The sequence below is a fragment of the Novipirellula caenicola genome, assembly GCF_039545035.1.
GTDB classification, from domain to species: Bacteria; Planctomycetota; Planctomycetia; order Pirellulales; family Pirellulaceae; genus Novipirellula; species Novipirellula caenicola.
The window spans coordinates 19,762-32,465 of sequence record NZ_BAABRO010000007.1; the positions used below are offsets into that span (position 1 = coordinate 19,762).

At 56.6% G+C, this 12,704-nt stretch carries 9 protein-coding genes; 5 read left to right on the forward strand and 4 right to left on the reverse strand.

Going from position 1 to position 12,704, the window contains the following annotated elements; genetic code table 11:
• Window positions 1–329: 329 nt before the first annotated feature.
• The gene (locus ABEA92_RS15140; RefSeq protein ID WP_345684689.1) at window positions 330–1,445 is read right to left on the reverse strand and encodes a lactonase family protein; all 1,116 of its coding nucleotides are present in this window, start codon (window positions 1,443–1,445) and stop codon (window positions 330–332) included.
• Between the two features lie 442 nt (window positions 1,446–1,887).
• On the opposite strand from ABEA92_RS15140, the gene ABEA92_RS15145 reads away from it, so the two are divergent.
• The gene (locus ABEA92_RS15145) at window positions 1,888–2,346 is read left to right on the forward strand and encodes a hypothetical protein (protein ID WP_345684690.1); all 459 of its coding nucleotides are present in this window, start codon (window positions 1,888–1,890) and stop codon (window positions 2,344–2,346) included.
• A gap of 389 nt (window positions 2,347–2,735) precedes the next feature.
• The gene (locus tag ABEA92_RS15150) at window positions 2,736–4,172 is read left to right on the forward strand and encodes a trypsin-like peptidase domain-containing protein (protein WP_345684691.1); all 1,437 of its coding nucleotides are present in this window, start codon (window positions 2,736–2,738) and stop codon (window positions 4,170–4,172) included.
• A 155-nt stretch (window positions 4,173–4,327) separates the two neighbouring features.
• Here ABEA92_RS15150 and leuD read toward each other — a convergent pair whose 3' ends face one another.
• The 3 genes from leuD to ABEA92_RS15165 all read right to left on the reverse strand — a co-directional run bounded on the left by leuD (window position 4,328) and on the right by ABEA92_RS15165 (window position 8,852).
• The gene (gene leuD / locus ABEA92_RS15155) at window positions 4,328–4,921 is read right to left on the reverse strand and encodes a 3-isopropylmalate dehydratase small subunit (protein ID WP_345684692.1); all 594 of its coding nucleotides are present in this window, start codon (window positions 4,919–4,921) and stop codon (window positions 4,328–4,330) included.
• Window positions 4,922–5,001: 80 nt separating this feature from the next.
• Window positions 5,002–6,444 carry a 3-isopropylmalate dehydratase large subunit gene (gene leuC, locus ABEA92_RS15160; protein WP_425572442.1) on the reverse strand — a complete coding sequence of 481 codons (1,443 nt, stop codon included), beginning with the start codon at window positions 6,442–6,444 and terminating at the stop codon, window positions 5,002–5,004.
• Between the two features lie 122 nt (window positions 6,445–6,566).
• The gene (locus ABEA92_RS15165; RefSeq protein ID WP_345684694.1) at window positions 6,567–8,852 is read right to left on the reverse strand and encodes a S8 family peptidase; all 2,286 of its coding nucleotides are present in this window, start codon (window positions 8,850–8,852) and stop codon (window positions 6,567–6,569) included.
• Between the two features lie 211 nt (window positions 8,853–9,063).
• Here ABEA92_RS15165 and ABEA92_RS15170 point away from each other — a divergent pair, with 211 nt between their 5' ends.
• From ABEA92_RS15170 to ABEA92_RS15180, 3 genes are all read left to right on the forward strand, one after another.
• Window positions 9,064–9,804 carry a hypothetical protein gene (locus ABEA92_RS15170; RefSeq protein ID WP_345684695.1) on the forward strand — a complete coding sequence of 247 codons (741 nt, stop codon included), beginning with the start codon at window positions 9,064–9,066 and terminating at the stop codon, window positions 9,802–9,804.
• A gap of 511 nt (window positions 9,805–10,315) precedes the next feature.
• The gene (glmS, locus tag ABEA92_RS15175; RefSeq protein WP_345684696.1) at window positions 10,316–12,172 is read left to right on the forward strand and encodes a glutamine--fructose-6-phosphate transaminase (isomerizing); all 1,857 of its coding nucleotides are present in this window, start codon (window positions 10,316–10,318) and stop codon (window positions 12,170–12,172) included.
• Window positions 12,173–12,241: 69 nt separating this feature from the next.
• Complete coding sequence (locus tag ABEA92_RS15180; protein ID WP_345684697.1) at window positions 12,242–12,439, forward strand: hypothetical protein; 198 nt, start codon at window positions 12,242–12,244, stop codon at window positions 12,437–12,439.
• Window positions 12,440–12,704 lie beyond the last annotated feature (265 nt).

The following is a 12,704-nucleotide window of genomic DNA, read 5'->3' on the forward strand; positions in this document are numbered from 1 at the left end:
ACCCGTCCGCTGGCTTCCCATCGAGGCTAACGCGGTCAAAATCGTCGTAGCGAAACTCGTCAACGGCTTGTTGTTTTAGTCGTACGATGGACTTCCTAGTCCGTCGAATCCACCATTGACGGACTAGGAAGTCCATCCTACACCCCTTGCCGCAGGAACCTTCACTAAATCAACAAGCCGCCACGCGTTTTGGGGGATGCGTCAATCGAACGAAAGTCTTGACGACTTCCGCTACGCTTAACTCGGACAAGCTCGATGGAAAGAAAAAACGCCAACGGGAATGATCTCCCATTGGCGTTTCCGTTTGATAACGATCCGAGCGAAGCGGCTTATTCGTGTTGCATCAAAACACAAATCGCCGAAGGGGCATGCACCACGTTTTGGTTGTACGTCAATTCGCCGGTCGTTGGGTTGACCGCAAACGAGGCCAGCGTGTGCGAGTTTTGACCGGCAGCCAACAACCATCGCCCGCTTGGGTCGAGGTTAAAGTTGCGAGGCGTCGCCCCACGCACGTGTTCATGCTCGATCACCGATAACTCACCCGTTTGTGGATTCACTTTGAAAACGGTGATGGTGTCGTGACCACGGTTGGCGCTGTATACAAATTTGCCGTTGGGATGGACGCGAATTTCCGAGGCACTTTTGAACAGCTCTTTGGCAAGTTCGGACTTGGAAACGGTCGGAATCGTTTGCTTGGGCGTCATCGTTCCGTTTTCGGCATCGTAATCAAACACGGTAACGCTGAGATCAAGTTCGTTCAGCAAAAAGATCCACTTCCCGTTGGGGTGGAATTTCATGTGTCGCGGTCCGCCGCCCAGCGGAGCTTGGCCGAACCCGTGAGAGGTCAAGGTGGCGGTGTCGGTGTCGACTTTGTAAATCATCACCTTGTCCAATCCGAGATCGGGAACAAAGGCGAATCGCTCGTCGGGCGAAAAACCGGCCCAGTGGGCATGGGGTGCTTCTTGACGGTTTGGCACGATGCGAGAACCCCCTTCGTGTTTCATCAGCGACGTGCGTTGGTTAACCGAACCATCAGCGTTTAGCGAAAACGCAGCAACCGATCCGCTGCCGTATTGCGCGGTCATCAACATCTTGCCTTTCGAATCGACTGCGACATGCGCGGCGCCGCCGTCACCGATGGCGACCGAGTTGAGCAGCGTCAACTTTGCGTCTTTACCACTGCCGTCGATCTTAAACGCCGCCACCGATGCGGTGCCGCCTACATCGCCCACGGCGTACAGCACCGATCCATTGGGATGCATCGCAAGGAACCCGGGGCCGCCCATTTCAGCGGCCAGCGTGGGGTCGGACAATTTGCCATTTTGAGTGTTCAGAGTGCAGTGATAGATCCCTTTGCTGGGTTTGGCGTTGCTGGTGCCGATCCAAACGCTAATGACAGCATTTTCGCCAGGTTGGGCTGCAAATGAGGGTGTAGCAGAACTCATGATTTGCCCTGTGATAAAAAAGCCAAGCAACAGGGGCCAATAGAATGCGCGACGCGTCACGATGTTAGTTTCCTGGGTAAGTTTTTAGGTGGGTGGGGGCGGATTGAGTTTGATGGGGTGAACTGAATTGCTACTAATCTAACCGACTTGATTGCCGTTGGGGTGTGGCCGATGTGAGACTGGGCAAGCTGCGACAACCTTTGCGAATCTTCTTTTTTGATTAAAGATTGGCCGCTAGCAGGCCGATTCATGATAAAGCTAAGTTGAAAATTCGAGGGGGGATTCCTCGAAATAACGCGATCACGCGGCGGCGTTGCCAGCTCTTGTCCGCTCGTACTTTTAGACCTCGCTGACCTATGGGAACTCCACAAGCCCACAGGGGGCGCGATGCGGAAGTCGAGCGGCAATCGGAAACGCATCGCACACGATCGCGAGTTTTGCCATGTTGCGATCCGCACCGACAAAAACACTCTTTCTCGTGCTCGGCCTTGGATTGATCTCGATCCAAGCAGGTTGTGTCGCACTGAATATCCCCAGCGAGCGTCTGGCGGATCCCGAGGACGGCGGCGGCGTGCTGGGCGATTGGAAACACAATCGTTCCAAACGCATTGCTTCTAAATTGCATCATGCATTTTCGGACCCGGTCGACATCGAATCGACCGCCGTGTTCTCAGGGGCCGACGAATTTGATCCCGCTTGCTCTCCCGCGTTCCCAGGGCACGCCCAACCGCTGGATGCATCCGGTTTTCCGATTGAGCAAGGATTTGACGGGGGCGCGTTGACGGTGGATCCGTTCGATTCGTCCGTCGGGCAAGATGGATCGATCAAGCCGCCCGAGATTCCTTGGCCGCGATTCCATCCCGTTCCCACGCGTCCCGTTTTCGGTGGCAGCACGCACTAGCGGTCTTTCGCAGCTGTGGTGGCCGGAAGCAGCCGCCCCCCCAATCTCGACCGCCGACTCGGAATGCATATTGCGACTGCAGCCGTTTGGAATGTGATCCAATCTTTTGGCTAGCGTGCCGGCCCGCCACGTGGTTGCAAATGCTCGAGAAACTCGAGTTTTCTGCCGAGAATCGCTCACTTTTTCGCAGCTTCGGATCGGGGAAGAACCGGTTTCGCTTTCCAGATGTTAAGCCTGGTAAACCTTGCGGCGCGCCTTCAAAACGCATCAAGCGAATGAGCGGATTGTTCCGATGCAAACAGCCATACCGGTGATACCGGTGTTTGGGCAGCGGGCGTTGTGGAGTCCGCTGATGATTGTGCATCCGAAAGATTCGGGTCTAGGGATATATGCTACCAACAACCCTACGTTGTCCGGCTGTCGGCCGCTTGATGTTTGCCAGCTTTGCTTTTTCGCTGGCCACTTCGACGCTGTCGCTGCCAGCTCAAACACCGAGTGATTCGGACAAAACCAGCAACCGTGCTCAGGTCTCAACCACGCGTCAAACGCCAACGGTTTTGGCGATTCGCCGCGCCGCTCCGGCGGTGGTGAACATTCATGGTCAAAAGACGGTGCGTGCAACAGCCGCCGGAATGGCTGGGGCCAGTGGTCCCGATTCGTTCCGTCAAGTCAACGGGATGGGAACCGGAGTGGTCATTGATCCACGCGGTTACGTGATCACCAACTTTCATGTTGTCGAAGATGTCGACGACATCTTGGTGACGCTCGATGATGGCCAAACCACGACAGCCGAGTTGATCGCAGCTCGAGTTCGCAACGATTTGGCTTTGATCAAAGTCAACGTGGACCGTCCATTGCCGACGATCCCACGTGGCACCAGCAGCGACTTGATGGTCGGTGAGAGTGTGATTGCGATCGGCAATGCATTCGGATACGTGCACACCAGCACGCAAGGGATTATCAGTGCGTTGCATCGCGATGTGCCTGTGAATGAGTCCCAAGAGTATCACGATCTGATTCAAATCAGTGCCGGGATCAACCCTGGAAACTCGGGTGGTCCGCTGTTGAACATTGACGGAGAGATGATCGGTGTCAACGTTGCCGTTCGCGTCGGAGCTCAGCAGATCGCGTTTGCGATCCCGATGGATCAGGTGGTTGATATCGTGACCGAGATGATCGACGAGCATAACGAGAAGCGTTTATTGACAGGTCTGCGAACAAACGGCGGACCCCGCGACGGCGACGGCGTGACTGTTGCCAATGTCTCCGCTAGCAGCCCCGCCGCACGGGATGGGCTGAAGCCGGGTGACCGCGTGGTCCGCGTTGGTTCTCAGCCGGTGGATGACCGACTCGATTTTGCTTTGGCGATGTTGAACGTCAGCCCCGGAGAGCAGTTGGAGTTTGCAGTCGAGCGTGGCGGACGTCAAATCGATTTGGCGATGCGTACCGAACAACCGCCTGCGTCGTCGACCGCATCGACAGTCGAAGAAATGGCTTGGTCGCGAATTGGTATCCAAGTGCGTCCGGTTGCCGAATCCACGATTCGCCGGCTGAACACTCGGATGCGTACGAAGTACCGCGGCGGTTTGTACATTGCAGGCGTTCGCCCTGGATCACCCGCTGATCAACAGGGGATCACCACCGGGGATGTGTTGTTAGGGATTCACGGGTGGCAAACGTCGAACATGGCCGATTTGGCCGGGATCCTCGAACACCCCGACATGCAACGCGGTCCCAAAGCAAAGTTCTACATCGTGCGTCGTGAACAAACCTTGTTCGGACACCTGCAAATCGCAGCTCAAGCGGACAGCTCGGCTCGCCGTTAAACGTAGATCAAAAAAAGCAGAATCACTCGCATCGATTTTCGATGCGAGAGCCCGACGTGAACGTCCCGGGGCGAACTTGAGCTAGGTGACCCGCATCGCACTTCAAGTTTGCCGACCCAGCTGGGACGCGTGCGTCGGGCTTTTGTCGTAATGCTCTACCAGGTACGAGCGGTTTCGTAGGCCGAGATCTTGTCTTCGTGCTGAAGTGTCAACGCGATGTCGTCCAGCCCGTTCAGCATGTTGTGCCGACGGCTGGCGTCCACTTCAAAGCTACGCTCAAAACCAAGCTTGTCCGACACGGTTTGCTTTTCCAAGTCGACGGTCAGTTCGTAATTCGGATTCTCTGCGGCGCGTTTGAACAATTCGTCGACATCGGCTTCGGACAACGCGATCGGCAACAAGCCGTTTTTGAAGCAGTTGTTGAAAAAAATGTCGGCAAACGAAGGAGCGATGACCGCGCGAAAACCGTAGTCGTCCAACGCCCACACAGCATGTTCACGACTGCTGCCGCTGCCAAAGTTTTGGCGAGCCAACAAAATCGAAGCTCCGGCGGCTTCCGGTTTGTTCAGTTCAAACTCAGGATTCGGAGTCGTTCCGTCGTCCAAAAAACGCCAATCGAAAAATAAGAACTGGCCAAACCCCGTTCGCTCGATCCGCTTCAGGAACTGCTTGGGGATGATTTGGTCGGTATCGACGTTGGCGCGGTCCAGCGTAACGGCTTTTCCGGTGTGTACGGTGAAGTTTTGCATGGGTGAGGTCGGAAATCAAAAGCGGGGGTGAGGTGTTTTACTGTTTGCAGTGACGATGGCGATCGGCGGTGAGCAGAAGTCTATAGCGACTTGAAGTCCCACTCGCGGATGTCCGTAAAGCGTCCGGTGATTGCGGCGGCCGCTGCCATCGCGGGGCTCACCAAGTGCGTTCGCCCCCCTTTGCCTTGGCGTCCTTCGAAGTTGCGGTTGCTGGTGCTGGCACATCGTTCACCCGGTGCCAATTTGTCGGGGTTCATCGCCAAGCACATGCTGCAGCCTGCTTCACGCCAATCGAATCCCGCTTCCTTAAAGACCTTGTCGAGACCTTCTTTTTCAGCTTGCAATTTGACTTGGCCGCTGCCCGGTACCACCATCGCGCTGACGTTGCCCGAAACATGATGGCCTTTGACCACTTCGGCGGCCGCTCGCAAATCTTCGATTCGGGCGTTGGTGCACGATCCGATGAAGACTCGATCAAGGGAGACATCTTGGATCTTGGTCTTTGCGGTCAAACCCATGTACTCGAGTGCTTGAGCGGTCGATTTTTGCTCGGTGGCATCAGCGAAATCAGCGGGGTCGGGAACCGACGCACTGACGCTGAGCACTTGGCCGGGGTTGGTTCCCCAGGTCACTTGCGGTTCGATGTCCTTGCCTTGGTAGACGTTGGATCGATCGTAGGTGGCACCGGCGTCGGTGGGCAATGATTTCCAGCGAGCGACGGCGGCGTCAAAGTCGCTAGGGACTTCGGGCAATCCACGCAGGTAATCGAAGGTGACTTGGTCCGGAGCGATCATGCCGGCTCGGGCGCCCGCTTCGATCGACATGTTGCATACCGTCATCCGTTCTTCCATGGTCAGATTGCGAACGCAATCCCCGGTGAACTCCAACACATAGCCGGTCCCGCCTGCGGTGCCGATCTGGCCGATCAAGTACAGGATCATGTCCTTGGCCGTGACGCCTCGCGAGAGCGATCCGTCGACACGAAGTTCGAATGTCTTGGGTTTGAATTGCAGCAACGTTTGCGTCGCCAACACATGCTCGACCTCGCTGGTGCCGATGCCGAAGGCCAACGCACCAAACGCACCGTGAGTCGCAGTGTGGCTGTCGCCGCAGACGATCGTCATGCCAGGTTGGGTGTAGCCGTTTTCGGGGCCGATGACGTGCACGATGCCTTGGCGGACATCATCGATGTCGAACAGCGTCACGCCGAATTCTTTGCAGTTTTCTCGTAGCGTCTCGATCTGTTTGCGGCTGATCGGGTCGGCGATAGGCAAACTGCGGTCGCTGGTCGGGACGTTATGGTCCGGGGTCGCGATCGTTCGCTCGGGGCGACGGATCGGGCGATTCGCCAAACGCAGCCCCTCAAAGGCCTGCGGGCTGGTGACCTCGTGAACCAAGTGCAAATCGACGTACAGGATCGCGGGGCCCGCTTCGTTTTGATAGACGACGTGCTCGTCCCAGATTTTGTCGAGCATAGTCCGGGGGGTGGACGATTTTCCCGTAGACGATTGAGATTGAGACATTTTGGGCGTGAGAAAGCAGATGGAAGGGGAGCAGAATTACTACGATTACTGTCAACTGTAAACACAAAACTGTCAACGCCCAGCGAATTTTCGCCCTTCATCGGCCCCCTGCCTAAAACTGCCTATTCCCCCAGCAAGGTGTCTGGCAGCTCTTTTGAGCCCAGCCACTCGAATACAGCTTGCGAGGCGAGGCGCTCGCGGCGGTGACGCTCGGCCGCGTCGTCGCTGAGGATCATCGAGGCGAAGTTCAGCGATTGCGGGGTGATCGCGATCGGTTCGTATTGCTCGAATGCCTGCATCCGCTCGAATCCGCGTGCGATCCGTGTCGTCCCGTCGCTGCCTGTCCACTGCAAACGGTCGCTCGTTTGGTCCCATTGGCTGTTGGCGTCGTCGGCGTAAATGTTCACCGTGTCGTGTCCCGCGCCGCTGGCGTAGGCGTCGACCGAATCGAAACCTCGAGCACTGACTTGGTAACCCGGCCCGCTGATGATCGATCGGTTGGACGAAACACTCATCGTGTCGTCGCCGTCCGAGTCGTACAGCGTCGCGGTGTCGTTGCCTCCGGCGGTGGCGTAGGCGTACACCCGCTCGAAACCATAGGCGGCATGGAACGATGTTTCGCTGCGAAGGCTGGTGAATTGAGGCCGCACTGCGAGCGTGTCGTCGCCCGCCGAATCGTTTAAAAACGCTTGGTCTTCGCCACCGGCGGTGGCGTGGGCATAGATTCGTGAAACCTGGTTGATTTCGAATTGAAAACCGACTCCCGACAACACGGTTTTACCGGGGCCAGTTCGAAGGGTGTCGTTGCCGCTCGAATCATACAGCGTCGCTCGATCTGATCCCCCGCCACCATCAAACACCACCGATTCGACACCGCGCAGTTCGATCGCAAACGTGTTGGTCGACAATCGGCTCGCTTCGCCGTGGCTAGACGGATACATCACCAATCGCTCGGCTTCGCTTGAGCCAATGATGTGCAGCGAATCCGCTCCCGCACCGACATCAATCACGATCGGAGTGGTCAGCGAATCGGTTGCATCAAAACGGTAGATGTTCCCGCCGCTGCGAAGTTCGATGCCGTCGGTCAAATCGAGCACAAACGATTCATTGTCACTCGTTCCGGTAAAGTGAGTGATCTCGAAGTCGGTCTGTTCGCCCAACTCCGCTGGGGCGTCGGGCTCAATTGGATCGTCGGGCTGGATCGGGTCGGTCGGCTGGATTGGGTCGGGCACAGGGTCGGTTGCCGCGGTCTGGATTGCCGCTTGCAAATCGATGACGTTGTACGAAGCGCCAGTGACGGAATCGATTCGGGATACGGTGGATTCTCGCAATCGCGACAAAATGGCGTCGGGCGTTGGCTCGATGCCTTCGTCGATCATCGCTTGACGCACCAGCATCGATGCCGCGGCGACTTGTGGTGTTGCCATGCTGGTTCCGTTCAGCGAGGCGAAATCGTTGACCTTTCCGTCCCAACCATAGACGTGATCAGGGACCGAGCTGCGGACCGATTCCCCGCTGGTCGCTAGCAAACCATCTTCTCGCTGCGAGAACGAACTGAGTTCGCCGAGATCGTTCACCGAGCCGACGGCGACCACCGCGTCGCTGGCTGCCGGGTACATCAGACTGGTGTCAGTGACGGAGTTACCAAAAAAGTTGCCCGCCGCGGCAAACACCAAGATGCCGTCGTCGCGAAGCAGTTGTAATTCGTCTTCGAGCATCGACATCGCGTCGGCAAGATTCTCGTCATTCAGCGCTGCTCCGACCGACAGATTGACGGTCGTGATCGGCGATTCGAATGCGTTTCGATTGTCGTGGACCCACTGCAGCGAGTCTTCGATCCAGCTCAGTTGTCCTAGTCCGTTGTCGTCAAAGACACGCAGTGCGACGATATCGGCACCGGGAGCGACTCCGGAAAACGAGCCCGATTCGCCCGCCAGCAGTCCGGCAACATGCGTCCCATGGTAGCCAGCCGGTCCGTCGTCGTAAGGATTGGCGTCGTTTTCGGCAAAGTCCCAGCCGCCGACGACGCGGTATCCAGGACCAAATCCGCCGCCCAACGCGACATGGTCCCACGCGACGCCGCTATCAATCACGGCGACCGTTTGGCCGCTGCCGTTTAGCACAGCGTCTGCGGTGCCCGATTGGTTGCGGATCGCTGCCGCTTGTTCGATCAAGTTGGGGGTGGCCGGATCAGCGTCGGTCGGCTGCGACGCACTGGCGGGTTCCGGTGATGAGGATAAGTCCGAGTTTGTCGCTGAAAGCGTCTCGAGAGAATCGTCCGACCAACCGATGCTGAGCGCTTCGAGCAACAGATCACTGGGCAAACTCGCTGACAACGCCAACCGCTCTTCGCATCGTTCGATGACGTCCCCTTCACCGATATCTTGATTGGAATCCGAAATTTTCATGGAGTTTGGTGATGAAAGGGGCGGATGAAGCAAAAGGATTTGCGGATAGCTGCTAGTACAGAAACCCTAGGACGCAAACTCGCCCACCATCGGCGCAACCGGACTTCTTGTCTCGCAGATCGACTTCGTAGGTCGATTTCGCCGACACAATAAGAGAAGTCGTTACATCTGCACTCCGCGAACGCTCGATCCTTCACGAGGCTGTCGTCCGATGCCACTGCGCAAACTATGGAATTCCATCTGTGGGCGAACCCACGGAGCTACCGAAAACACCGACGCTGCGGATTCCGCTGTCCCTAAACAGGGCGAAACCCCACAGCGTAGTGCCGCAGTAAGCAAGCCGCCCCGGCCGGCAACGGTCGCGGCATCCCCCGCCGCTGCGCCCCGCAGCGCTGCGAAGCAGAGCGAGGCCCAGGCCAGTGAATCCGCCAAGCCGGCGGCGGTTCCATCGCCTACGGCAAAACCCTCGCGCGGGATCCTTGGCTTTGGAAACCGCAGCGTCGAACCTGCGCTCTGCAAGCTGCTGAAACCACTAAAAATCGGCTCGCTATTGGAAGTCGGGGTCGATGACGGCGCCCGCGCCTTGGCAATCGTCGCGACGGTCCAGGCGTCCAATCCCGAGACCAAGTTGCGATATTGCGCGATCGATGCCTTCGAGATGGGCGACGGGCCGGTGACGCTGATGCAGTTCCATCAACGCGTTCGCGGCGAAGGGGTTAGCCCGCAAATTTTCCCCGATTCGATCGACAAGGGGCTGATTCGCGTGTGTCACACGATCGGCCGCGTTGACGTCGTGGTGATCGGGGCGGCTACCGATAAATGGCAAAATCCAAACACGATCGCGATGCTCCGCCGTGTCTGTCATCCTGAAACGATCGTGTTTTACAGCGACAATGGCAAATGGGAGCGGTTTACCGATACGACCGCACCAGCGATTCGCAAGGCCGCGTAGCAAATCGAGTCGGATGGGCTTCCAGCGTTTCGTCACCGCCGCGACACGCTGGAGGCCTTTCCCGCGTCTCGAATCCGAAACTCTTGACGAGTTTCGCTACGGTAAAACGTTCGTGCGGCGATCGGCTGGAACCTACTCTCTGACAACTTCCTGGACACCAACATGGGGGCAGTTGATTTCGCCATGGTGGGGTGCTAAGTTGCCTTGTGGTTGCCTAAAGGTTGTCAGCGGCACCTTTCGCCTCATTGCTACATTTTGACTTTTCATTTCGTACCACCCGAACTATTTTTAGACTGCGTTTCAGTTCGGCCATTTGATTCCATTTTCCTTGCGAAGCCGCTGCGAACTTAGGCTCGACTTGGAGCGGATTTTTAAATTAAGTTCAGGAAACAAATCAGGATTTGCGTGTCATTGTTAGCGAACTTGGAATGCATGCGAGTCCATTTATCCCATTCTCAATCACTCGAATTTTCGAGTGCCATGGGACTGCCCTTCGCCAATAGGCAAACGTATGTGTGGAATTGTCGGTTACGTTGGAAGCGAAAACGCAGGTAGCTTCCTAGTCGACGGTTTGCGTCGACTGGAGTATCGCGGTTACGACAGTGCAGGTGTCGCAATTTTGGGCGGCAACACGTTTAGTGTGACTCGTTCGGTCGGACGGATCGATGCACTTGCCTCGCAATTGGGTACGGTGCCTCCGGCAGGCACGCTCGGTCTCGGACACACGCGTTGGGCGACGCACGGGCCGGCAACGGTCGAAAATGCTCACCCTCACTTGGGCGGCGACGGCGAAGTCGCGTTGGTTCACAACGGCGTGATCGAGAACTTTCAAGTTCTCAAGGACGAGTTGATCGCCAAGGGGTATCAGTTTGCCTCGGCCACCGACAGCGAAGTGATTGCTCATTTGGTCGCCGAGGGGCTAAAGAATACGCCGGAAACCCCAGGCCAACCCAACATTCGTTATCTCAGTGCGGTTCAGTGGGCCGTGTCGCGGCTTCGCGGCACCTATGGTTTGGCGATCGCGTTTCGCGACCATCCTAACTTTATGATCGCCGCCCGTTTCGGCAGCCCGCTGGTGATTGGCGTCGGCAAAGGCGAGTACTTTGTCGCTAGCGACGCGTCGCCGTTGGTGGGCCGCACGGACCGGATTGTCTATTTGGCGGATCACCAGATTGCCGTGCTGACGCCCGAAGGATTTTCGGTCCTGCACCGAGATCAAGGCAAAGTCCGTGTTGACATTCGTCCGCTGGAAACCGATTCGGGCGAGGCCTCGCTGGAAGGCTTTGACCACTACATGCTCAAGGAAATCTATGAGCAACCCGAGGCGCTTCGCAACGCGATGCGAGGCCGGTTGGACGAAGAGAACGCGACGGCTGTGTTTGGCGGTTTGAATTTGACGCCGCAGCAATTGCGCACCGTCGAACGCATTATTTTGACCGGCTGTGGAACCAGTTGGCACTCGGCGCTGGTGGGCGAATACTTGATCGAAGACCTCGCACGTATTCCGGTCAACGTCGAATACGCCAGCGAGTTGCGTTATCGAAACCCGCCCATCGAAAACAACACCTTGGTGTTTGGGATCACTCAAAGTGGTGAGACTGCTGATACGCTTGCAGCACTGCGAGAAACCAAACGAAAAGGTCACCGCGCGCTAGCGGTTTGTAACGTGGTCGGCAGTTCAATTGCCCAGGCGGCCGATGGCGGTGTTTACCTGCACGCCGGTCCTGAGATCGGAGTCGCTAGCACCAAGGCGTTCACGTCGCAGTGCTGTGTGTTGGCGATGTTGGCATTGTACTTTGGTCGACTGCGTCATCTCAGTTTCGAAAGCGGCCAATCGATTATCGAAAGTTTGCGTCAACTGCCCAACGCGGTCCAGCAAGCGTTGACGTGTAACGAACAAGTGCGTGATGTCGCCAAGAAGTATCAAAACGCATCGACGGTTTTGTATCTTGGTCGTCAATACAATTTCCCCACCGCTTTGGAAGGGGCGCTGAAGTTAAAAGAAATCAGCTACATTCACGCCGAAGGTTATCCTGCGGCAGAAATGAAGCATGGTCCAATCGCCCTTGTCGACGAAGAAACGCCGAGTGTGTTCATCATCCCTCGCGGTACGACGTACGACAAAGTGATGTCGAACATGGAAGAGGTCAAAGCTCGCGGCGGTCCCGTGATCGCGTTGGCAAGTGAGGATGATCCGCAAGTCCAAGCGGTCGCCGACGATGTGATTGCGGTGCCTCAAGTCGCCGAGTTTCTGCAACCGATTGTCAACGTTGTACCGTTGCAATTGTTGTCTTATCACATCGCGCTTTTGCGTGGATGTGACGTTGATAAACCGCGGAATTTGGCCAAAAGTGTGACGGTAGAGTAATTCTCACCCTCGATTTTCCTGCAAAGTTAAAAACTCTTCTCAGACTCTCTATTTCAAAAGAATGCAACCATGAAAAAGAATCGACTCAGCGACAATTCACGCAAAGCATTGATGATCAACATTGGCGAATCCGCTGGCAAAGAAGTCGCGGATCTGATCGCTCAAATGGCCGCCGAGATTGAAGAGCTGCGGCAGACCAAAGTCAGCGTGACTCGGATCGTACCGGGAGTTCAAGATTCGGTGTCGCTGATCGAAGAACCTGTCTAAGCAACATCCGCTGGGTAGCGCACGGCCCTTCTTTTTGGGCCTCGGGTCTGTCGAACCGGGTAGACAGGTGTTCTTCAGTGATTGACCGCTTTGACACTCGCCACGGTTCCGGCGTTCCAGCGAGCCAAACGCCAAATCCGCCAACAGGATTTCAGCCAAGGATTCCTGCCAAACGGCTTGGGGCGCTTGGCAATCGCGTTTCGACTTGCGAGGCTATTGAGCCCTGTTTTTGAACCCTGTTCATAAGCCCCGTTGATAAACCCTA

Excerpts from the sequence above, each read along its gene's own strand:
- ABEA92_RS15140 (WP_345684689.1), bottom strand. The coding sequence starts at position 1,445 with ATGAGTTCTGCTACACCCTCATTTGCAGCCCAACCTGGCGAAAATGCT.
- ABEA92_RS15145 (WP_345684690.1), top strand. The coding sequence starts at position 1,888 with ATGTTGCGATCCGCACCGACAAAAACACTCTTTCTCGTGCTCGGCCTT.
- ABEA92_RS15150 (WP_345684691.1), top strand. The coding sequence starts at position 2,736 with ATGCTACCAACAACCCTACGTTGTCCGGCTGTCGGCCGCTTGATGTTT.
- leuD (WP_345684692.1), bottom strand. The coding sequence starts at position 4,921 with ATGCAAAACTTCACCGTACACACCGGAAAAGCCGTTACGCTGGACCGC.
- leuC (WP_425572442.1), bottom strand. The coding sequence starts at position 6,444 with ATGTCTCAATCTCAATCGTCTACGGGAAAATCGTCCACCCCCCGGACT.
- ABEA92_RS15165 (WP_345684694.1), bottom strand. The coding sequence starts at position 8,852 with ATGAAAATTTCGGATTCCAATCAAGATATCGGTGAAGGGGACGTCATC.
- ABEA92_RS15170 (WP_345684695.1), top strand. The coding sequence starts at position 9,064 with ATGCCACTGCGCAAACTATGGAATTCCATCTGTGGGCGAACCCACGGA.
- glmS (WP_345684696.1), top strand. The coding sequence starts at position 10,316 with ATGTGTGGAATTGTCGGTTACGTTGGAAGCGAAAACGCAGGTAGCTTC.
- ABEA92_RS15180 (WP_345684697.1), top strand. The coding sequence starts at position 12,242 with ATGAAAAAGAATCGACTCAGCGACAATTCACGCAAAGCATTGATGATC.